This is a genomic window from Posidoniimonas corsicana (assembly GCF_007859765.1).
GTDB lineage: Bacteria > Planctomycetota > Planctomycetia > Pirellulales > Lacipirellulaceae > Posidoniimonas > Posidoniimonas corsicana.
Genome location: NZ_SIHJ01000001.1, coordinates 3,321,765 through 3,341,854, shown reverse-complemented (window position 1 = coordinate 3,341,854; position 20,090 = coordinate 3,321,765). Strand labels below are relative to the sequence as shown.

General features: G+C 64.4%; 16 protein-coding genes and 2 tRNA genes. 9 read left to right on the top strand and 9 right to left on the bottom strand.

Features of this window, described 5'->3' with window-relative positions:
• Nucleotides 1-415 precede the first annotated feature (415 nt).
• The 4 genes from KOR34_RS12850 to KOR34_RS12840 all read left to right on the top strand — a co-directional run bounded on the left by KOR34_RS12850 (nucleotide 416) and on the right by KOR34_RS12840 (nucleotide 3,855).
• Nucleotides 416-643: a helix-turn-helix domain-containing protein gene (locus tag KOR34_RS12850; RefSeq protein WP_146564973.1), complete on the top strand. Its 228-nt coding sequence runs from the start codon at nucleotides 416-418 to the stop codon at nucleotides 641-643.
• Nucleotides 644-724: 81 nt separating this feature from the next.
• Complete coding sequence (locus KOR34_RS26700; RefSeq protein ID WP_197531372.1) at nucleotides 725-1,018, top strand: hypothetical protein; 294 nt, start codon at nucleotides 725-727, stop codon at nucleotides 1,016-1,018.
• On the top strand, nucleotides 1,015-2,439 hold the full coding sequence (locus KOR34_RS12845; RefSeq protein WP_197531371.1) for a bifunctional DNA primase/polymerase: 1,425 nt from the start codon (nucleotides 1,015-1,017) through the stop codon (nucleotides 2,437-2,439). The genes KOR34_RS26700 and KOR34_RS12845 overlap by 4 nt, the downstream gene beginning before the upstream one ends.
• 675 nt (nucleotides 2,440-3,114) lie before the next feature.
• A complete protein-coding gene (locus KOR34_RS12840) occupies nucleotides 3,115-3,855 on the top strand; it encodes a hypothetical protein (RefSeq protein WP_197531370.1) in 741 nt (246 codons plus the stop codon).
• A 229-nt stretch (nucleotides 3,856-4,084) separates the two neighbouring features.
• Here KOR34_RS12840 and KOR34_RS12835 read toward each other — a convergent pair whose 3' ends face one another.
• From KOR34_RS12835 to KOR34_RS12830, 3 genes are all read right to left on the bottom strand, one after another.
• Nucleotides 4,085-5,206 (bottom strand): pentapeptide repeat-containing protein, encoded by a 1,122-nt coding sequence (locus KOR34_RS12835; RefSeq protein ID WP_197531369.1) that lies wholly within the window; start codon nucleotides 5,204-5,206, stop codon nucleotides 4,085-4,087.
• A 91-nt stretch (nucleotides 5,207-5,297) separates the two neighbouring features.
• Nucleotides 5,298-5,546, bottom strand: a complete 249-nt coding sequence (locus tag KOR34_RS26695) for a hypothetical protein (protein WP_197531368.1) — start codon at nucleotides 5,544-5,546, stop codon at nucleotides 5,298-5,300.
• A gap of 191 nt (nucleotides 5,547-5,737) precedes the next feature.
• Complete coding sequence (locus KOR34_RS12830) at nucleotides 5,738-6,706, bottom strand: DUF6602 domain-containing protein (RefSeq protein WP_146564969.1); 969 nt, start codon at nucleotides 6,704-6,706, stop codon at nucleotides 5,738-5,740.
• Between the two features lie 215 nt (nucleotides 6,707-6,921).
• On the opposite strand from KOR34_RS12830, the gene KOR34_RS26690 reads away from it, so the two are divergent.
• From KOR34_RS26690 to KOR34_RS12820, 3 genes are all read left to right on the top strand, one after another.
• Nucleotides 6,922-7,068 carry a hypothetical protein gene (locus tag KOR34_RS26690; RefSeq protein ID WP_197531367.1) on the top strand — a complete coding sequence of 49 codons (147 nt, stop codon included), beginning with the start codon at nucleotides 6,922-6,924 and terminating at the stop codon, nucleotides 7,066-7,068.
• Between the two features lie 148 nt (nucleotides 7,069-7,216).
• Entirely contained in the window at nucleotides 7,217-7,459 is a 243-nt protein-coding gene (locus KOR34_RS12825; protein ID WP_146564968.1) for a hypothetical protein, read from the top strand.
• Complete coding sequence (locus KOR34_RS12820; RefSeq protein WP_197531366.1) at nucleotides 7,459-8,670, top strand: tyrosine-type recombinase/integrase; 1,212 nt, start codon at nucleotides 7,459-7,461, stop codon at nucleotides 8,668-8,670. Before KOR34_RS12825 ends, KOR34_RS12820 begins: the two co-directional genes overlap by 1 nt.
• A gap of 75 nt (nucleotides 8,671-8,745) precedes the next feature.
• Here the strand turns inward: KOR34_RS12820 and KOR34_RS12815 are convergent.
• Nucleotides 8,746-8,830 (bottom strand) — tRNA-Ser (locus KOR34_RS12815).
• Nucleotides 8,831-9,062: 232 nt separating this feature from the next.
• Between KOR34_RS12815 and KOR34_RS12810 the strand changes: the two genes are divergently transcribed.
• The gene (locus tag KOR34_RS12810) at nucleotides 9,063-9,254 is read left to right on the top strand and encodes a DUF6800 family protein (protein WP_146564966.1); all 192 of its coding nucleotides are present in this window, start codon (nucleotides 9,063-9,065) and stop codon (nucleotides 9,252-9,254) included.
• Nucleotides 9,255-9,348: 94 nt separating this feature from the next.
• Here KOR34_RS12810 and clpB read toward each other — a convergent pair whose 3' ends face one another.
• On the bottom strand, nucleotides 9,349-11,997 hold the full coding sequence (gene clpB, locus KOR34_RS12805; protein WP_146564965.1) for an ATP-dependent chaperone ClpB: 2,649 nt from the start codon (nucleotides 11,995-11,997) through the stop codon (nucleotides 9,349-9,351).
• 240 nt (nucleotides 11,998-12,237) lie between these two features.
• Between clpB and KOR34_RS12800 the strand changes: the two genes are divergently transcribed.
• Nucleotides 12,238-12,312 (top strand) — tRNA-Pro (locus KOR34_RS12800).
• Nucleotides 12,313-12,470: 158 nt separating this feature from the next.
• Here KOR34_RS12800 and KOR34_RS12795 read toward each other — a convergent pair.
• The 4 genes from KOR34_RS12795 to KOR34_RS12780 form a co-directional block, all read right to left on the bottom strand.
• On the bottom strand, nucleotides 12,471-13,895 hold the full coding sequence (locus tag KOR34_RS12795) for a DUF1501 domain-containing protein (RefSeq protein WP_146564964.1): 1,425 nt from the start codon (nucleotides 13,893-13,895) through the stop codon (nucleotides 12,471-12,473).
• Nucleotides 13,896-13,931: 36 nt separating this feature from the next.
• Nucleotides 13,932-16,523, bottom strand: coding sequence for a PSD1 and planctomycete cytochrome C domain-containing protein (locus KOR34_RS12790; protein WP_146564963.1), 2,592 nt, complete (start codon nucleotides 16,521-16,523; stop codon nucleotides 13,932-13,934).
• A gap of 338 nt (nucleotides 16,524-16,861) precedes the next feature.
• Entirely contained in the window at nucleotides 16,862-18,724 is a 1,863-nt protein-coding gene (locus KOR34_RS12785) for a glycoside hydrolase family 3 protein (protein WP_146564962.1), read from the bottom strand.
• Between the two features lie 199 nt (nucleotides 18,725-18,923).
• Nucleotides 18,924-20,078 carry a DUF1559 domain-containing protein gene (locus KOR34_RS12780; RefSeq protein WP_146564961.1) on the bottom strand — a complete coding sequence of 385 codons (1,155 nt, stop codon included), beginning with the start codon at nucleotides 20,076-20,078 and terminating at the stop codon, nucleotides 18,924-18,926.
• Nucleotides 20,079-20,090: the final 12 nt, after the last annotated feature.

The following is a 20,090-nucleotide window of genomic DNA, read 5'->3' as shown; positions in this document are numbered from 1 at the left end:
GCCCAGCCGGCGAGACCGACTGATCCCCGTAGCGGCTGCCCCGCAGTTTATTCCCGTGGGCAGCGGCGCGGGCAGACGGCCCTGCATGGGAGCCCTGCCGATGGCCTCTCCCCCGCAGCATTCACGAGACGATGTACCGCCACTCGCGCAGCAGGCGGCGGCATTCGGCAACAATCTGGAAAAAATCGAAAGAAAAAACACCTCAAGAACGGCGTAAGATACACGACCCAAACCACTATGCCACAACACATTACAGCTTATTGGAGATGTGGGTATATTTTTATAAGAAACTATGGTATGTGACTTCGCGCCGCCGCTTTTCTGGCACGAGGTTTGTTGGCCGGGTAAGATTTGCCCATAACGGCGACAACATGCCGTCCGCAGACAACTTCAACCAAGTCCTCGGAGGTGCAGAATGCGACAGCTTGCGATCAAGACGAAAGAAGTCACCCGCTGCGACCAGCCGGTCGACCCGGTCGTCGGGATCAACGCCGCCTGCCGCGAGCTCGGGCTCTCGGAGCGGACAATCCGCCGCCATGTCGCCGAGGGGCGGATCCGGCACGCCAGGGTTGGCGGCTCGATTCGAATCCGCGCGAGTGAGCTGGAACGCATCAAGGACGAAGGCCTCCGTGTGGTTGAGTAGCCCCGCGACACACGATCACGACCCGCTCGCGCGTTTGTTGGCGACGCGTGATTGGGGTTCCCCTACCGCCAGAGGCGCTTCGTGCAAGCCAACAAGAAGCTTCGGATCGCGTGCGTCGAAATCGAGTCGATCCGTCCAGTCGGCGAGACCTTCAGTGAAGGTTTTCGCATCGATCTCATCGAGGTCGTGGAGTGCGGGCGTCGCCCCCGGCGATGGGCCCTCGAGCTGGCCGCCACGTCATTGCTATGCCGGCGGGATTTTTCCGCGGCCTGTCGGGAGCACCTGAGTATCTTGCCCTACCTCCGTCGGCCGCAGGCCGGCAAGCCTTGGGCCGGCATTGTCAACGCTGCTTTGGCGATGGAGTGTTGCGCGTGAGAACACAAGTAAGCGAAAACCTCGAGGCCGCTCTCGACTACGCCGAGCGGGGTTGGCGGGTAATCCCCTGCGACGTTGAGAAGAAACACCCGCCGCTAAAGCGGTGGCAAGAGCTGGCGACCTGCGACCCGGATCAGATAGCGGAGTGGTTCGAAGAGAAGTTCCCCGGCGCCGGCGTCTCGCTGGTGTTCGGCCCCGCGAGCGGGATCGTCGACATCGACGTCGACAACGCCGAAGACGGCGACAAGCTCTGCCGGCTGGCGTTCGGCGGCGAGTGGCCGGCAACGCCGACCTACTTGTCGGGCACGAAGAAAACGCCCCATAGGCTCTTCCGGTTCTCAGAAGAGCTGCCGAGCCTGGCGAATATCAACCTACGCGACGTCGGCTTCGACATCGACTTGAAGATCGGCGCGATCGGCAAGGGATCGCACAGTCTGGCGCCGCCGTCGAGGGGCTACCAGTGGGTTCCGGGCCTGTCGCCCGACGACGTCGAGCCGGCCGAGCTGCCCGACTCGTTCCTCGCTTGGATTTCGAACCAGGTCGTCGGCGGGGGCGGCGTCGACGAAGGGCCCGCGGCGAAGTCGCCCGACGAGTGGGCGGAGATATTCGCCGGCGTTGACCAAGGGGCCCGGAACGACTCGCTAACTAAGGTCGTTGGGAGGGGGCTTCGGCTGCTCGCCGATCCAGGTTCGCCCGACGCGATCGCTTACCTCGTTGACCAGGCGCGGGCATGGAACCGGCAGAACCACCCGCCGCTTGACGATGACGAGCTTGTGCGAACGGTCCGGTCGATAGTTGGGCGTGAGAATAAACGGCGTGCTGGACAGTGCGTGGAAGCCGATGGCTTCAAGATCGTGATTCGTCAGGGGGATCCGTGCATCTACGAGTTGCATTTTCCGGCAATGCGTGATCTGCCCCCGGGGCACGTCGACCTCAAGAGCGACCAGCTCTACTCCGGGGCGAAGACTCGCGATGCGTTGGGGGACGCCGGTTATTTCTTCCAAGACGCCCGCGCGTTCGTAAAGACGTGGCCGCAGGACATCCTTCCCGATCTGCTAGCCAACGCCGAGAGGCGGGCTGCCGACCCCAGCGAATCTCGCCGGGCGATCATCGCGCAAGCGGTGCTCAGCGTAATCAGCCGTCAGGCGAGCCACAGCCGCGTGTTTTCTGAGGGCGAGGAGCCGGTGCCGGATGGGGTTAGCCGGTATGAGAGCGGCGACATGCTGATCAGCGTGTCCCTCATCGGCGAAGAACTCCGGTACCACAATGATCGCCCAACGCGCAGTGAGTACGTCGAGGTACTCCGCGAAGCGGGATGCTCGAAGGTGCGGCCTGGCAGCCGTTCGAGTGATCGGCGCCGCTACTGGCGGATGACCAAACGCAACCTGCAGAAGCTCGAAGCAATTGCGTGGCCCGCGTGACCCGTCCCTTATAGGGAAACTTTTCAGTGAGTGAGCAAATAACAACGGGACACGTGGGACACGTGGGACACGGAAGAGGGAATCTGGCGTGTGTGAGACGAAACCCAGAAAAAAGTACCACTATTGGCTCAGCTCGGCAGTGGTCCAGCGTCCCCAACCGTGGTGCCGTGTCCCGCGGCGGGGGGACACGGCCGCAAGTCACGGCCCAGCTGCCCTCCTCTGTTGGCCGAAGTTTGGGACACCCCCCGGGTGCGGGTCCTTTTTCACGACCTGAAACGGGCTGACCAAAGGGAACAGCCGGATACTGCAACTTTCTTTACTCTTGCGCGGAAACGCCAATTCAGGAGACCAGTCAAGTGATCGTTGAATTTGTCCCCGGTGTCCGGGAGATCGCCACACCGACCTGGCCGATGACGCCGGAGCAACTAGCCGCCCAGCCCGCCCCAGTGCAGGCCGCGGTGCAAGCTTTCATCGCGGCCGACGCCCAAGACGACGAAGTCGCGGCGGCAATCGCCCCGCTTAGGCCCGCGGCCCCGTCTAAGGGGACTGATCGCCGGGCGACGTCGAGCCCCGCGCCCGGCGTCCGCTTCGCGAGAGGCTTTCGGGCGAAGCCTCGCCGCGTGAAACGCTGATCTGGAAATCCCGACCCCGTCAACAATCCAACAAGAGGAACCGATGACGATGCCTAAAGAAGCGGGTTTGCGATGCGACCCGTTCGACGTGAAGCTACCGACTGTGCTGGCGAAGCGCGTCGACGAACTACACCGCCGCGGCCTCGAGACCGAAGCCGAGGTCAGCGAGCTGCAGGCTTCGATTAGCGGGCTGTTCGAGAACGCCCGCGACGCGACACTCGGCGATCTGATCGACGACGGCCGCAAGCTCGCCCGGCGGCGCCAAGAGCTGCTGGCCGAGCTAGGCGATCTGCAGATCGCGGCGTCCGACCTGCGTCTCGAGATGCTCCCGGCATTCGCGGCGCACGTTGAGCGTTGCGAGGCCGAACGTGACGCAGCGATCAAGGCCGAACGTGAACGGCTGGCGGCAATCGGGATTGATGCGAGCGTTATGCCCGCGGCTCAGACCAGCGAAGACGCAGCCGAGCGCCAGCTGCAGGCCCGGATCGTCGACTCGGACGCAATCCTCCCGCTGGCCGGCAAGGTACGCCAAGCTCGGGAGCGGCTCCGCGTGCTTGATAGCGTTCGCCGGGACCGCCGCCACGATTCGGACCAGGCTCGCGACGCCCGCCTCAAGCGGACGCGTGCGGGCGTCAGGATCGCGATTCCGCGCCAGACCGACCCGGTCCTCGCCGCGATCGCTGCGGCGGTCGGCTTGGCCGAAGACGTCCCGCAGCCGCCCAGGACGCCGGACCAAGTCCGCGGCCTGAGCGCGGACGCCCAACGGGTGCTGGCGGGCGTGTAGTAGTTCACCGGCTCGAGCGCGGTGGACCCGCGGCGTGTCGACAGCCGGCCTAGCGGCCCCCGGCGGTCAGAGACCGGGTAGGCGTCGCGGGAAGCCTCTGCCCGCGGCGCCGCGTCCGCTTCTCACCAGACAGATAGCTAGTCCTGCCGAGCCGTGCTGGCTTAGCGTGATCCTTGGCAACTCGAACGACACCCGCGCCGGTCAGAGCGTCAGCGGCCGCGGCGCGGGGCTATGGAACGGGAACCGGTACTGAGATCCGCTGCATCATAAAGTGGCTGGTGTTAATGACAACTGAAGCCATCATGGCGAACCAAAGAATATGCATCAATAAGAGAAGATTCTCCCAGGTGATGTTTCGAAAGAACTTACTGCTAAGCGAAAAGCGTGGTGGGATGCCAGTGATCTTCTCACGCTCTTCTAGCTCGAGCGTCTTGCGTAGAAGTACGACGCGGATGAGGTTAAAGAGTAGGACAACAGCGAAGCAGCCCAGGCTCAAGTAGTTCGGCTGCCATGATGCCTGCCAGTTCTTGCCCCCCGTCACGATGAAGCGAAGCAAGGCTTCAAGCAGCGTCATCGAGTCATCACCCGGCTGGTCCTTGAACTTTGCGCCAGCCCACTTTGAGCCGACGAACCAGATGTATGGCCAGAGGAACACAGCCACAGACAGCAGGTGAATCGTTCGCCAAACTCCGCCGAATCGGTATCTAAGCTCGTAAACAGGATCAGAGATGGCCATCGCGGACAAGTTGCCAAGCGTTAGGCTCCCCATCTGTGGACCAAGCGTATTCAAAAAGTTCCTGTCCGCCTTACACTCGTCGCAAGACCGCAGGAATTCGAAAGTAGTCGATGGATCTACATCAACGTTGCATAGCGATGCGTGATCAAGAATCGCCCCCGTGAATTCAGCAGATCGAAGCGATGAGTCATCGAAGTACACCCAAGTGAGGTTCGCGTTAGTAAACTCAGCGCTTGTAAGATCCCCCTTGAGACGCGCCCCATGCAGGTCCGCATCGCGAAAGTTAGCGTGCCTCACGCTCGGTAGGGGATGGCCTCCCGGTCCCCAAGTAGGATAAATCCAGGACTCAACCAGAGTTGCATTGCGGAAAGTCGCGCCAGTTAAGTCGCAGTTGATAAACTTGGTGCCCGACAGCACCAGGTCGTCAAAGTCGGCCTCTCGGAAGTCTAGCGATTCAATCCGTAGATTTGTAAAGTCAGAAAGTCCCGGGAAACCCCTTCGAAACTCCGCTAGCGCTCTCGCGTGATTTCCATAGGGATTCGCTACGTCGACACTGAGCGATGCAACGTGCTGATCGATATTCTCGAAGAAGTCCTTTACTTGCTCGCTAGCCATGTGGTGATCGCGCAGGTGAATGTGACTGCCTAAGCCATGCGTTGGGGTCGGCCACTCTCGCAAGTGAGACGTTGGTGCCGGCGGCACTAGATTAGGCGGTCCGGGCTCGCAATGCCACAACATAGCCGCCCGATTCGTGCAACCCGGCCTGAGCGGCTACGATGCCGCCCGCCATGGAAACGCCGCTCCACTCAACGCCCGTTGTCAGGAGGCCACCGCAGCCGCTGCCCGAGGGCGTGACGCGTTGCTGCCATGCCGGGCCCGACGCGACGCTTGAGAATTGCTGGGCGGTCCGGGTGACCATGCGGATGCTTGATGGCTCCCGGGCGTTCTCGCTCATTGCGTGGCGAGACCGTCCGACGCAGATCAGGCCGATCAACAAGCCGCGAATCACGGCGCTGCGACCGGGAGATTGGGTTCGGTGGCGGCGTGGTGTGTATGAGGTTTGCGAGCTTCAGGTCTGGCGTTAGCGACGCGTACTATGGCGGAGGGCAGAGTTTGAGCAATACCTGGCTTGCGTATCGGAGACATCTAGAAGCAGTACAGGCTCCACGAATCCCAAGGCTTGTTGCTCGTCAGCTTGCCGGACGCGATTCCCTGCTGCACGGTCTCGCTGTAGACGGCGGTGGGGTCCCAGTGTCGAATGATGCCTCTGCCCGATCCGTAGAGATTCGCAACGCGATAGTATCTAGCAAGGCTCCGGAGCGAAGGTTCCTCTCTTGCCAGTTGAAGCGTCAACTTCGCGATCAGTGCGCCAATAGGTGTGAACTCGTCGCTTTGCGAATGGGACGAGTAAGCGTGTGCGATAAAGGAGGTATTGACTTGTCCCTCGTTTGCCCCCCAGTCTCCAAGGACATGGGTGGGCCATTCTGCCAACACCCGCGGGCCAAAGAAAGCCAGGGAGTCTTGGGTCCATGCTCCGAGATCGGCAACACACAGGACATCAAGCAATTCCCGAGGATGCTCGGCCACCCGTCCACTCTCTGTCTCCAGCTTGACCGTGACATTCTCCTCAGGCGTAGACTTCTCGCGTTTCCACACGTGCGAGTGAGCGAGAATCCCGTAGACAACCGGCGCGTAGAGCTCTTCGTAGGGCGTGCCCTCTCTCTTGGGGAATAGATTCTTGACTGCTTTGCAGGTTGCGACTGCCTCTTCGATATGAGCGCCTTTAAGCGTAGTCTTGCACTCGAACGCGGCGGCGACACCGGCGGCCAGGTACAGCTTTTTGTCGAGCAGTTTCTCGGGATATACGCTGTTTAGAACAAGCACATCTATCTGCGGACTCGTCTCACCTTTCTCGCTAATAATGCGCCCTTTTGTAACAACTTCGTAGTTCCGAGGAAGCCAGCCTCGCAACAGGGTAGCCCAGTTCTCTTCACCCTGATCCCCGGCGGTTCCCGGGTCTTCGGTCGCACGTCTACTGATGCGGTCGTACTCCGCCGACATCAATACCGTCATTTGTTGCATGAAGTCGTAGAGATCGTGCTTGTTCTTATCCATCGCAGCAATCCTCCAGTGAAGTGGATGTAGTCCTGCACGCGTCACTACTCCTCACGCTAGTACGGATCTTAGCAAACCACGCACGTCAAAGTCAGCAAGGTGTGTCGATACGCGCGGGAAGGGACTTCTGCGTGTAGTTATCGCTGGCATTGTCGACCTCTGGGGCTAGCCACGCCTTAATCGAGGCAGCTCGAGCAGGACGGATCACCCGGCGAGTGCTCGAAGACCTGCATGCCAGACTCGAGGCCTTGTCGCGCCGGCTTGAGCAAGGCGGCCGGTTAGCCAGTGCGGCTATTGCCGAGGTTGAGGCCGTCCTCGAGGACAAGGCAGACCAGAGCAGCGAGCTGCGTGCCGCTGGCTGATCCGCTCGCCAGATGATGACCTCAAGGCTCGCCCCGTCGTGCGACTAAGCGACGGCCGATGACCTCAGAGTCGCCAAGACCAGAGCCCGTCACGCGTGACGTGAGGGGCGCAGGAACGTTGCAAGTCTATAACCCCGGAGGTACTGCTGTGAGCGAGCCCCCTATCCGCACTAATCCTCAGACGCCGGCGTTTCCGGTGGTCCACATCGACGAGCTTTGCGAGCGGCTCAACGTTAGCCGTGACTGGGCGGTCCGCGTCCTGCTTAAGCTTGAGAACCCTCCCCCGCATTTTACGATCGGCCAACAGACATTCTTCGGGGTTGAGCCGTTCAACCAATGGATGCTCCAGATGACTCGCGCGGCCGGTTTCGACGTGGGAGGGCAGGACTGATGGCATCACTCAGCAGCGAAAACGGTCGGCGGATCATTTACCTCAACCGGCCGCGTCGCCCGAAGGTATCACTCGGCCGAATCTCCAAGTCGCAAGCCGAGTCGATCTGCAGGCACGTTGAGAACCTCGAGGCCGCTAAGCTTGACGGCTCGGCGCCGCATGACCGCACGTCGCGTTGGCTGCGCGAAATCGACTCGAAGCTGCGGCGCCGCCTGGCGGACCTCGGATTGTGTGAACCGCTCGAGAGCGACCGCGGCCTGACGCTCGGCCAAGCGATCGAGCGGTACAAGCTCCAGAAATACCCCGGCTACAAGCCAGGGACGATTCAGATTCACGATCAGGCATTCAACCAGGCCAAGAAGTTTTGGGGCGCCCGGCGGCCGATGCAGACGATCACCGGAGGTGACGCCGAGGCGCTCCGTGACCACATGCTGCAGGACGGTCTCGCCGAAGCGACCACGCGCAAACGGTGCGCAATCGTCGCGAAGCTGTTCCGCCACGCGATCAAGTTCCGCATCATCGACCGCAACCCGTTCGCGGACGGCGAGGTCCCCATGGCGAACGTAGCCAGCCCACATGCGGGTTACGTGAGCGAGGCCGACGCGCTCGCCGTGCTCGGCAAGATAAGCGGGAGCGAGTGGCGGCTCTTGTTCGGGCTGGCTCGCTGGGCCGGCCTGCGGATCGGTTCTGAGGCTCGCCCGCTTCGTTGGGGGGACATCGACTTCGACGCCGAGCGGATTCGAGTGACGTCGCCGAAGACGGCGAACTACCCCGGCCGCGAGACGCGACTGATCCCGCTGTTTACTGGCACGCTCGAGCGGTTAGTCCTCGACCGCCTGGCCGTTGCTCAGGACAGCGACGAAGCCGCCCCCGGCGACCTGGTGCTCCCAATGCTGCGAGGACGGTCAGACGCTTCGCTGCGCAAGCGGATAACGACCGCCGCCGACGCTGCCGGCGTGCCTCAGTGGCGTCGCTTGTGGCACACGCTGCGGGCGTCATGTCAAACCGACCTAGTGACCCGTGGAGTCGCGCCGCACGTCGTCTGCGCGTTCCTGGGCAACAGCCCCAAGATTGCCGAGAAGCATTACCTGCGCGTCCACGATGCCCACTTCGACCAGCACACTGCGCGGGGTCAGAAAATGGGGGCAGAAATGGGGGCAGTCAGGGGGCGCCAAGCGTTGCAAAGCGAGGACACCGCAGAAAAGACGTGATGCTCTAAGCCCTTATGCCGTCACTGCTTGGCACTGTTTTGCAGAGCGTGTCAGAGATTTGCTCTTGCATCAAAGCGGTCGGGGAGGGATTCGAACCCCCGGTGAGTTTCCCCACGCCGGTTTTCAAAACCGGTGCATTCGACCACTCTGCCACCCGACCGATTCGCCCAGATTCGCGTCGGGCGTGCTGCGGGATTATGGTCCAGCACGCCCGGGCGTTCAAGGCTCGCTGCAAGCCTAGGTCACCCGGGGGCCCGCAGCGGTTCACGACCGCGCGGAAACGCCCGTTGACGGGGGCCCGTGCCGTCCGTCAAAATACTCGGTCCGGCCTCTTCAGGCGCCGCACACGACCCAAACGAAGTCCAGAACCGCACCGATCCAAGGAGCCCACCATGCCAGGCAGCGAACGCCGCCGCGAACTACGCCGCCGCCGCAAGCGTCGCGAGACCATCGATCAGTTCAAGGCCCGCCTGCCCAAGGCATCCAACAGCGAGAAGGTCGAGATCGCCCGCAAGCTGCGTGAGATGACCCCGGGCGCCGAAGAGCTGATCACTCGCTGGGAGCTGGCCGAGGTCGACCGCTAGAGCGGTCCCTGCGGAGCAAGCCCAACCACGAGACACCATCGCCGGCGGCGGACGCGCTTAGCGCGGTCCGCCGCCGGCGTTTTGGTGTTGCTGGCTAGGTTCGCTCGAAGGTGAAGGCGTCGCCGTCCCAGTCGATGCGGACCGCGGCGCCCTCGGGGAATCCCCCCTTCAGCAATTCTGACGCCAGCGGGTTCTGCAGCTTCTGCTGCATTACCCGCTTCAGCGGGCGGGCGCCGTACATCGGGTCGTAGCCCTCGTTGGCGATCTCCTGCCGAGCCGCCTCGGTGACCTCCAGTCCCAGCCCGTTGCGTTCCAGCAGCTTCGCCAGTTGCCGGACCTGCAGGTCCACGACGCTGCGGATCTCGTCCCGCTTGAGCGGGTGGAACACGATGGTCTCGTCGACGCGGTTGAGAAACTCCGGCAGGAATTGCCCGCGGAGCGCATCGTCGACAGCGCTCCGCATCTCTTCTTCGGTCCCGCCCTCGTCTGCAATCTTCTGGATCAACTGGCTGCCGATGTTGCTGGTCATCACGATCAGCGTGTTGGAGAAGTCGACCGTGTGACCGTGGTTGTCGGTCAGCCGGCCGTCGTCCAGCACCTGCAGCAAGATGTTGAAGACGTCGCGGTGCGCCTTCTCGATCTCATCCAGCAGCACAACGCTGTACGGCCGGCGCCGCACCGCCTCGGTCAGCTTGCCGCCCTCCTCGTAGCCGACGTACCCGGGGGGCGCGCCGATCATTCGGCTGACGGTGTGCTTTTCCATGAACTCGCTCATATCGAGCCGGACCATGGCGTTCTCGTCATCGAAGAGCGTCTCGGCCAGCGCCTTGCAGAGCTCGGTCTTGCCGACCCCGGTGGGGCCGCAGAAGATGAACGAGCCGATCGGCCGGCTCGGGTCCTGCAGCCCGCTGCGGCTGCGACGCACCGCGTTGGCGACCGCCTCGACCGCCTCGTCCTGACCGATGACCCTTTGGTGGAGCCGCTCCTCCAACACCAGCAGCTTGGCCCGCTCGGTCTCCATCATCCGTGTCACGGGTACGCCGGTCCACGAGCTCACGACCTCCGCGATCTCGTCCGGCGTGACTTCCTGCCGCAGCAGGCGTTTGCGTTCGGGCGTGTCGACGCCGCTGTCCTCGCTCGCCTCGTGGGCCTCGATCTCCGCCATCCGCTTCTCGAGCTCCGACCGCGCGACGTCCAGCTCGTACAGCTTCTGGTAGGTCGCCTCGGGGATCGGCTGCCCGGCGGACTGCTGCTCCTTGATGCTAGTGGCCTGCTGCTCGTAGGCCAGCTTCGCCTCCTCCAGCTTGCGACGGACATCGGCCACGTCGCCGACGCCGAGCTTCTCCGCCTCCCACTGCTCCCGCAGACTGGCAAGCTCGCGTTGCTGCTCCTCCATCTCGTCGTTGATCTCGGCCAGCCGCTGCTGGGCGTGCTCTTCCTTCTCCTCGGTAAGCTGACGGGCGGCGAGCTCGAGCTGGACGAGGCGGCGCTGCACCTCGTCGATCTCGGTCGGCACGCTCTCCAGCTCCATCGCCAGCCGGCTCATCGCCTCGTCGACGAGGTCGATCGCCTTGTCGGGGAGTTGGCGGTCGGCGATGTAGCGGTCGGACAACTCGGCCGCGGCGACCAGCGCCGAGTCGCGAACCTTCACGCCTTTGTGGTGCGCCTCGTACCGCGGCTTGAGCCCACGCAGGATCGCAATGGTGTCTTCGACCGACGGCTCGCCCACAAACACCGGTTGGAACCGTCGCTCCAGGGCGGCATCCTTCTCAATGTACTTGCGGTACTCGTCGAGCGTGGTGGCGCCGACGCACCGCAGGTCGCCCTGCGCCAGGGCCGGCTTCAGCAGGTTGGCGGCGTCGGCGCCCCCCTCGGCGGCGCCTGCGCCCACCACGGTGTGCAATTCGTCGATAAACAGGATCACCTGCCCGTTGGCGTCCTCGACCTCCTTGAGGAGTGCTTTGAGCCGCTCCTCAAACTCGCCGCGGAACTTGGCGCCGGCGATCAGGGCGCCCATGTCGAGGGCGACCACCCGCTTGGACTTGAGACTCTGGGGCACGTCACCGGCCACGATCCGTCCGGCCAAGCCTTCGGCGATGGCGGTCTTGCCGACGCCCGGCTCGCCGATCAACACTGGGTTGTTCTTGCGCCGACGCGACAGCACCTGCACCACGCGGCGGATCTCCTGGTCCCGGCCAATCACCGGGTCCAGCTTGCCCTGCTTGGCCCGCTCCACCAGGTCGATGCCATACTTCTCCAACGCCTGGAACTTACCCTCCGGCTCCTGGTCGGTAACTCGGGTCGAACCGCGGACCTGCTGCAACGCCTTGAGCAGGTCGGATTCCTCGACGGCGTTCAGCTTCAGCAGGTCCTTGGCTTTCGAGGGCGCCTTGGCGAGCGCGAGCAGCATGTGCTCGGTCGACACGAAGTCGTCCTTCATGTTGCTCGCTTCGCCCTGCGCGGCCTCCAGCACGGACATCAACGCCTGCGAAGCCTGGGGCGGCGCCCCACCGGCGGCCGTGGGCAGGTGCTTGAGGTCCGCGTCGACGGTTTGGGACAGTTGGCCGACGTTCGCCCCGGTCTTTTCGAGCACCGGGCGCACCACCCCCTCGCCGTCCCGCAGCAGGGCCGCGAGTAGGTGCAGCGGCTCCACCTGGGGATTGCCCGCGTCGGCGGCCAGCTCCTGGGCGTTCTGCACCGCAGCTTGGGACTTGTGGGTCAGTTTGTCGAATCGAAAGGCCATGAACGCTCGGTTTCCAGTCGCGGTTGGGGGGACAGTGCGGCGGCGGAACAACGAACCAATTCTCGCCGCCGTGTGTCCTTACGCAAGCAGCAAGAGAGAGGTTCTGATATCCGATACGCGCACGGCGGGAATCTCGGAAATCCTTACGGGACTGCTCTCCAACCCGTTGAGCCATCGGAGCTTGCGGTCCCGGGGAAGGTCTGCTAACCTGCTGAGCTCGGCCATGAGGCCGGGGTTCAACGGGCTGTAGCTCAGCTTGGCTAGAGCGCTGCGTTCGGGACGCAGAGGTCGCAGGTTCAAATCCTGTCAGCCCGACTTCTTAAGGGGCGGCGGTCCCCAGTCCGCCGATTTTGGCTCGCCCGTTTTTCCGGCTGGCGTCGGGATAGCAGCTCAGCCGCTTCTTATGGTGGGTTCCACACGGGCCGTCGGGACGATCTGAACTGCTGAGTGCAGCGGTTCCAGAGCACTCAAGGCTACGCCAGCAATTCGGTCACGACGCGGCCGTGCACATCGGTCAGCCGGAAATCTCGGCCGGCGTAGCGGTAGGTGAGCCGCTCGTGGTCGAAGCCTAGGCAGTACAGCATGGTGGCGTGCAGGTCGTGGACATGGACCCGGTCTTCTTGGGCCTTGAAGCCGCACTCGTCGGTGGCGCCGTGCACGTAGCCGCCACGCGTGCCGCCGCCGGCCATCCAGACCGTGAAGCCATGGTGGTTGTGGTCGCGGCCGTTCATCTTGCCTTGGTTGGCGCCTTCCTTGGGCAGCTCCACGACCGGGGTGCGTCCAAATTCGCCGCCCCATAAGACCAGTGTCTCATCGAGCAGGCCCCGCTGTTTCAGGTCGACCAGCAGCGCACCGATCGCCTGGTCGGATTCCTGGGCCAGCCGGCGGTGCCCAGCGGCGATGTCGTCGTGGTGGTCCCACGGCTGGCCGTCGCCGTGCCAGACCTGCACAAATCGGACGCCGCGTTCGACCAGGCGGCGGGCGATCAGCATCTGCCGGGCCTGCAGGCCCGGGCCGTACATGTCCAGGATGTGCTGCGGCTCGCGGGCGACATCGAACGCGTCGGTGGCCTCGATCTGCATGCGGTAGGCGAGCTCGAAAGAGCGGACCTGCGCTTCGAGTTGAGGGTCGTGCTGTCGCGACTCGGCGTGGCGCTCGTTCAGCGATGTGAGCAGGTCGAGCTGGAGCCGCTGGTCGCGGCGGGCCACCCGGTTGTTCTTGATGTTCTCGACCAGCCGCTCGACACGGGTGTGCTTAGTGTTGACGTAGGTCGCTTGGTAAACGCCCGGCAGGAACCCCGCTTGCCAGTTCTGAGATTCCTGGATGGGGTACCCGGGGCACAACGCAACGAATGAGGGCAGGTTCTGGTTGTCGCTTCCCAGCCCGTAGGTCACCCACGAGCCGACGCTGGGGCGGATGAGCCGACCGTCTCCGCAGTTCATCAGCAGCAGGGACGGTTCGTGGTTGGGAACGTCGGCGTGCATCGACCTCACGACGGAGATGTCGTCGATGCTGCGGGCGACGTGTGGGAACAGTTCGCTGACCTCAATGCCGCTCTGCCCGTGCCGCGTGAACTTGAAAGGCGAGGGCAGGGCGCCGCCGGTGGGCCGCTCGGTCCCGAGGTTCTTGAACGGCAGAGGCTTGCCCGCGAACTTCTCGAGAATCGGCTTCGGGTCGAAGGTGTCGATGTGCGAGGGGCCACCGTTCATGAACAGGTGGATGACGTGCTTCGCCTTGCCGGGGAAGTGCGGCGTGCGGGCTGCGAGCTGGTCGGCGGAGGCCGCCGCGTTGCCGGCGAGCATCCCGTTCATCATCAGCCCGCCCATGCCCATGCCGCAGGTCGAGAAGAAGTCTCTTCGCGAGACGGCGGGCTGCTCTGCGGTCGGGCGGTGCGACATACTGGGGCCTGTTGGCTTGTGTGCTGTCCGGGGCAGCTAGTCGACGTACAAGAACTCGTTGGAGACCAGCAGCACCTGCGCCAGCTGTGTCAGCCGGTCGAGCGGAGGCGCTTCGGGGCCGTGGAACCCCTCTTCGGACCGCCAGGTGCGGCGGCTGGTCTTGGTCACGAGCGAGACATCCGTCTTCCACTGGAAGCTGTCGTAGGCCGGAGTCTCACGGCAGTCGACAACGAAGTCGAAGATCTCGCCGGGCTGAACGGCGTCGACGCGGGCCGGCGTCGGTTGGGCTCCGGTGACGACCGTCCACTTGGCGATCATCCCCCGCTTAGACGAGACGATCATGCCGTCAACGCCGTCTCCTTGCGACTCGTGGCGTTCAAGCTGGCCTCGCACGATTAGCTCGCCGCTGTCGGGCGAGGTCCAGCGTCGGATCGAGCAGAACTGGGCTGAGTTTCCGGGGTGCCCGCCGGTCGGCGTGATGCAGACGTAGCCGAATTGTTCGTTCGGAAACGCCGGCTCCGGCTGCCAACGGTTTTCGCTGAAGTGCACGAGCGGCGCGAAGCTTACCGTCGTAGAGCTATCAGTGGTCGCAACCGCGCCGTAGCCGAAGGTCCAGTCACCGGGTGGGAGGGCCGCCGGTTCTCCGCGGGCGAGAAAGTCGAGGGCTAGTGTAAGCTCGTCTTCGCGGGGATCGCGACCTAGGACCCGCCGGTAAAGGTGGTGCACGCGGTCCGAGTTGCTCACAGCCGTGAGTCGGCCGGCGATTACCTCGGCGGAGCGCTGAACGATTGGGTTGTTCATCAGGTATAACGCCTGCTGCGGCACCAGCGTGCGGGGCCGCTCGGGCGAGTGGGCGTCGGGGCTGGCGAAGTCGAAGGTTCGGAACAGGCCAGGCAGGTTCTGGCGGTCGATGTGCGCGTAGAGCGTCCGCCGGGCGCCGCCGTCGGCCGCGGCGATATTCTCGGACGGCCCGCCGACCTGCTCCGCTGCGAGCAGCCCGGCAGCGTCAAGCAGCCGGTCGCGGAGGGACTCGAAGTCCAGACGGCGGCGGTTGGCCCTGCCCCACAGCACGTTCTCGGCGTCGGCCGCCAGCAGTTCTGGGCTCGCCTGAGCCGACTGCCTGTAAGAGCTGGAGGAAACAATCTCGCGCACCAGCCACTTTGTCGACCAGCCGTGGTCCATGAACTGCACTGCCAGGTGGTCCAGCACCGCCTGCTGCGGCGGGGCTTCGCAGCGGAGGCCGAAGTCGCTTGGGGTGCGCACCAGTTGCTCGCCGAATAGGTGCCCCCATACTCGGTTCACGTACACCCTTGCGGTTAGTGGGTTGTCGCGGCTAGTGATCGCCGCGGCCAACTCGCGGCGCCCGCTGCCGCTGTCCACGTCCGGGGCGAACGAGCCGAAGAATTCTGGGAAGCCCCGCTCCACCGCGGCGCCGCGGTTGTGCTCAGATCCCCGGATAAAGACGCCCACGTTCTCTGGCTGCTCCTTGTCGACCAGGCGGAGCGGGAACTGCTCGTCCTGCTGTTCGACGGAACTGGTAAATACGCCGTACAGCGCGTAGTAGTCCTCATCGCTGATCGGGTCGTACTTGTGGTCGTGGCAGCGGGCGCAGGCGACCGTCAGGCCCATCATCCCGCGGAACACGACGTCAATGCGGTCTGCGATGATGTCGTGCTGGTTGTTGATGAACCTCCGGCCTAGTGTGACAAACCCTTGCGCCGCCAGGTGCCGCTCGTCACCCTCGGTGGTTAGCAGGTCGGCCGCCAGCTGCAACTGAAGGAAGCGGTCGACCGGCATGTCGTCGTTGAACGCCGCGATGACCCAGTCGCGGTATTTGTACGCGTTGGGGAAGGTCCGGTCTTCGGTGAACACGTAGCCCTTGGTGTCGGCGAACCGTGCAACATCGAGCCAGTGACGGGCCCAGCGTTCTCCGAACCTTGGGGAGTCGAGCAGTCGGTCCACGAGCCGCTCGTAAGCGTCCGCGTCGGGCGATTCGACAAAGTCGCGAACCTGCTCGGCGGTCGGCGCCAAACCGCTCAGGTCGAAGTAGAGGCGCCTGATTAGTGCTTCACGGCTCGCCTCGTCCGTGGGGGCGTGTCCGGCATTGTGCAGTTTCGCTGCGATGAGCGCGTCGAACTCGGTCCGCGGCCAGTCGTCGGCGGTTTGCGGGGGCTCCGCCAGCCGCGGCGGCTGAAACGCCCAGTGGTCGGCCGAACGCGTCGCGATGGTGTCGATCTGCGGCGCGGCGCCGCCCCGCGGGTCGGGGGCGCCCAGTGCAACCCACTCGCGGAAGGCGTCGATGGTCTCCAGCGGCAGCCTCTCGCCCGGGGGCATTTGCACTTCGCCGTGGCGGTGCTCGATGGCCTGAATCAACAGGCTGGCGTCTGGGTCGCCGGGGACGACCACCGCTCCACGTCGACCGCCGCGCTGGACCGCCGCGCGGTTGTCGAGAGTCAGCTCTCCCTCGATGGATCCGGCTTCCTGAGAGTGGCAGGAGTAGCACGAGTCAGCGAGCGTCGGGCGGACCTTCAGCTCAAAGAGTTCCTGCCCGCGATCCGAGGCGCCAGCCGCCGCGATAAGGCTGGCGCCGGCAAACGCTGTTGCGAGGAGGGGAGTCGGTCGAACCATTGCGTGGGCCGAAGGCGGGGCGGGACGCGGGCGAGGCCCGCGCTTGGCCGAAACTATAAAACCTGCGGGCCTAAGAATCGAGCGTATCTTGCGCAGCAGGGCGGCTGTGCTTCCGGGCGGGACGTTGGACCCGCGGCCTCAAACTATTGTGGCAGCTACGGTTACACCGTTGAGCTGTCCGCCATGAGACCGGGAACGCAAGGCGTGCAGCATGGCAATTGCGACAATATGCAAAGTTTCTGAGGCGATTGTACGCGGCCGACGTCTCTTGTCGGATCCCTTGCGGGGCGCGATCCCCTGCCACGAGGAGGCACGAGTGGCAGTTACGGTAAGAACCGCTAGTAGCTCAGACCGTGCCCAAACGGGTAGAGCGGGTCGGCGTCCGCGTCGCCTACGTTGATTGGGTGCTGAGACGCGTTCCTTGGCCACGTGAACGAGAGTTGGCCGCTGGGCTGGTAGTCGCCCAGCAGCACGTCAGCAACGCCCGCGCCCTCGGTGCCGGGAAGCCAAGCCGCGACGACCGCCTCACAATGCTCCTCCAGGCCGTCGAGGATCAGCGGTCGTCCAGACAGCAGGACCAACACCGTGGGCACGCCGGACTCGGCTACACGTTGCACAAGCTGGCGATCGCCCTTGGAGAGCGCCAGGTCGGCGTCATCGCCGGCGCCCTCGGCGTACGGCGATTCCCCAACTACGACGACCGCGACTTCAGCGTCATCGGGCACGTGCCCAGCCGGGTTGTAGGTGACCCGGTCCCCAACTGCTTTGCGGAGGGCGGCGAGGATGGTCGTGCCGCCCGGCGTGACCTCCCCCTCGGCGCCCTGCCACTCGATCGTCCACCCCCCACACTGGACACCGATGTCGTCGGCGGCCCGGCCGGCCACATGGATCCGTTGTTGCTGGCGGTTGAGTGGCAGCGCGCCATCCTGGTTCCGCAGCAGGACCAACGACTGGCGGACGGCCTCCCGCGCGACTGCGCGGTGGGCGTCGGAGCCGAACTCTCTGGCGAGCTGCGGATCGGCTTCAACGGAGAAGCCCTGGTCCAAGAGCCCCATCGCAATCTTGACGCGGACTATACGCGTGACAGCGTCGTTGATTCGCTCGACCGGAACCTGGCCTTGGTTGACCAACTCGGTCAACAGGTTGATGAACCGCTCGTATTTTTGCGGGACCATGAACATGTCCATCCCCGCATTGACCGAGGTCTTGATCGCCAGCTTGTAGTCGTCACTGATCTGATCGATGGCGTTGTAGTCGGAGATCACAATGCCGGTGAACCCGAGTTCCCCCTTGAGCAGCTCCGCTAGCAGTTGATGGCTGGCCGAACACCGGACCCCGTTCCACGTGCTGTAGGACGGCATGACGGCGCCGACGCCCTCGTTGATCGCGTCGACGTAAGGACGCACGTGCAGGTGGCGGAGCGTTGGCTCGTCGATGCGGGCGTCGCCCTGATCGAGCCGCAGCCGCTTCTCGGCGCCAAACCCCTCCCAGTCAGGTAGTCGGACCTCCGCGGCGGTTGCCCCGTCCCCCACAAAGTGCTTCGCACATCCAAGCACGCGGGCGGGGTCTCTAAGGTCGAAACCCTGCAAGCCGCGGACAGCCGCTGCGCCCAGTTCGGCCACCACACCGGGGTGTTCGCTGAACCCTTCGTAGGTCCGCCCCCAGCGGTCGTCGCGTGGCACGGCGACGCACGGGGCAAAGTTGAAGTTCATCCCGCTGGCGCGAACCTCCCGGGCGGTAATCCGGTTCACTTCTTCCACCAGCTCGGCGTTCCGAGTGCAACCGAGCCCAATGTTGTGGGGAAAAACAACCGCGCCCAGCACGTTGCCGTGGCCGTGGACGGCGTCGACCCCGTAGAGGATCGGGACGCCCAGCCGCGAGCCGACCGCCTGCTGCTGACAGGCTTCGTACGCGGCCGTCCACGCGGCGAGGCTGTTGCCGTCATCGGGGTCGGCGCCCCCGCCGCTGAGCACCGATCCAAGCGCCAGCCGGCGGATGTCGCTGAGGTCACCCAGCGAGGTTAGCTCCGCCTGCGTCATTTGCCCAATCTTCTCGGCCAGCGTCATGCGGTCGACCAGCTGAATGGCGGCAGCGGTGTGCTTGGTAAACAGGTCGTCGTTCGCCACACAATGTGAGGCGGTGGCGAGCAGAAGAAGCCACATGAATGCGAGGGCGGTGATCTGTATGACCTTGGTGGGCATGTAGTGTCCGATCCTGATACGTGAGACTCCGGTTCACAGAAGTCCAGTAGCGGTCTGGTTTCAGTAGGGCGCCGACGTGCAGGCCCCCAAGCAACCGCTGCTGCGCTGCCCAACTGCGAGAGCCATGCCGTAAGCGGCCGACCCGTGAGACGCCGCCCGCCGTGGCGTGAGCTCGGGGCCTCTCGCGAGTCGCCCAGGCCTAGAAGACGCTACCGGTGTCGATGGATTCGGGGTCACCGGCGCCGGGCAGCGGTCCGTCGGAGGTGCCGTTGCGTGTGCCCAGGGCGTTGAACACGAAGATGTCGATATCGTAGGGCAACGCGTGGACCGACCCGTCGGCGAACACGGCGTTGAATGTGCCGGGGTGGGCCGAGCCGAAGTTGAAGAGGTAGTGCGGCGCCCCTTGGCCGAAGTCGTGCGTCAGCAGCTTGATGGACTGGCTGTCGTTCAGCGGCCGGACGCATGTGCAGCGCATCACGTCGGGGTCCCAGCCATCGGTCCAGCCGGTGTCGTCCGAGGAGGAGCCGGAGAGGTACAGGTCGCTGCGGACGTACTTCTCGCTGATCATCAGCGTCTTGGACAGGCCGTCGATGATCTTCCTGGGCTGCGTGGGCCGGGGCGAGTTGCTCTCGAAGCGGCCGGTATTGGTCTTGGTGAACGGGTTCTGAGAGATCCACCGCCAGCGCGAGCGGACGATCACCCCGTCGTACACGGCGTTCGCCTGGGGCGCTGGCCCAACCGGCTGGCCGAGCGGCCGCGGCTGCGAGGCGGCGCTGCCGGTGCCGGTGTAGGCGTACTGGAAGACGTCGTTCCAGCCCCAGTTGGCGGTCGCCTCGGGGCTGATGTCGACTGGCGCGGCGTCCTCGGTCGACGACCGGGTGCAGGGCTGGGCGCTGGCGTAGTCGGTCAGCACCACCGTGACGCCTAACGCGTTGGGCAGCCGCACAACGCCGCGTCGGGAGGGGCAGATGTAGAGGGGCACCGACGTGTCCCGCATCTGCTCGCTCCGCGTGATCCCGTGGATCGCGTCCTGCTCCAGGTACGGGAGGATCTGGTACCCCCAGCCCAGGCCCATCTTGTCGACGCCGAACGGCGTGCCGTTGTCGACGTACTCCTCGACAAACACCCCCCAGGTCTCACCGCCGGTCGGGAACGCACGCTGCGTGCTCTCGTGATTCAGGCACGCGAGGCCGACGTTCTTCAGGTTGTTCAAGCACTGGGTGCGCCGCGCCGCCTCGCGGGCGGACTGGACGGCCGGCAGCAGCAGGCTCACCAGCACGCCAATAATCGCGATAACGACCAGCAGCTCGACAAGAGTGAATCCGTTCCGGCGGCAGGGGCGGGTAGTTCGCATGGTTAGCTCTCT

Coding starts and splice junctions, on each gene's coding strand:
- KOR34_RS12780 (WP_146564961.1), bottom strand. CDS start 20,078: ATGCGAACTACCCGCCCCTGCCGCCGGAACGGATTCACTCTTGTCGAG.
- KOR34_RS12850 (WP_146564973.1), top strand. CDS start 416: ATGCGACAGCTTGCGATCAAGACGAAAGAAGTCACCCGCTGCGACCAG.
- KOR34_RS12795 (WP_146564964.1), bottom strand. CDS start 13,895: ATGTCGCACCGCCCGACCGCAGAGCAGCCCGCCGTCTCGCGAAGAGAC.
- clpB (WP_146564965.1), bottom strand. CDS start 11,997: ATGGCCTTTCGATTCGACAAACTGACCCACAAGTCCCAAGCTGCGGTG.
- KOR34_RS26695 (WP_197531368.1), bottom strand. CDS start 5,546: ATGAGCGAGAACGCCCGGGAGCCATCAAGCATCCGCATGGTCACCCGG.
- KOR34_RS12835 (WP_197531369.1), bottom strand. CDS start 5,206: ATGGCTAGCGAGCAAGTAAAGGACTTCTTCGAGAATATCGATCAGCAC.
- KOR34_RS12785 (WP_146564962.1), bottom strand. CDS start 18,724: ATGCCCACCAAGGTCATACAGATCACCGCCCTCGCATTCATGTGGCTT.
- KOR34_RS12820 (WP_197531366.1), top strand. CDS start 7,459: ATGGCATCACTCAGCAGCGAAAACGGTCGGCGGATCATTTACCTCAAC.
- KOR34_RS12840 (WP_197531370.1), top strand. CDS start 3,115: ATGACGATGCCTAAAGAAGCGGGTTTGCGATGCGACCCGTTCGACGTG.
- KOR34_RS12810 (WP_146564966.1), top strand. CDS start 9,063: ATGCCAGGCAGCGAACGCCGCCGCGAACTACGCCGCCGCCGCAAGCGT.
- KOR34_RS12790 (WP_146564963.1), bottom strand. CDS start 16,523: ATGGTTCGACCGACTCCCCTCCTCGCAACAGCGTTTGCCGGCGCCAGC.
- KOR34_RS12830 (WP_146564969.1), bottom strand. CDS start 6,706: ATGGATAAGAACAAGCACGATCTCTACGACTTCATGCAACAAATGACG.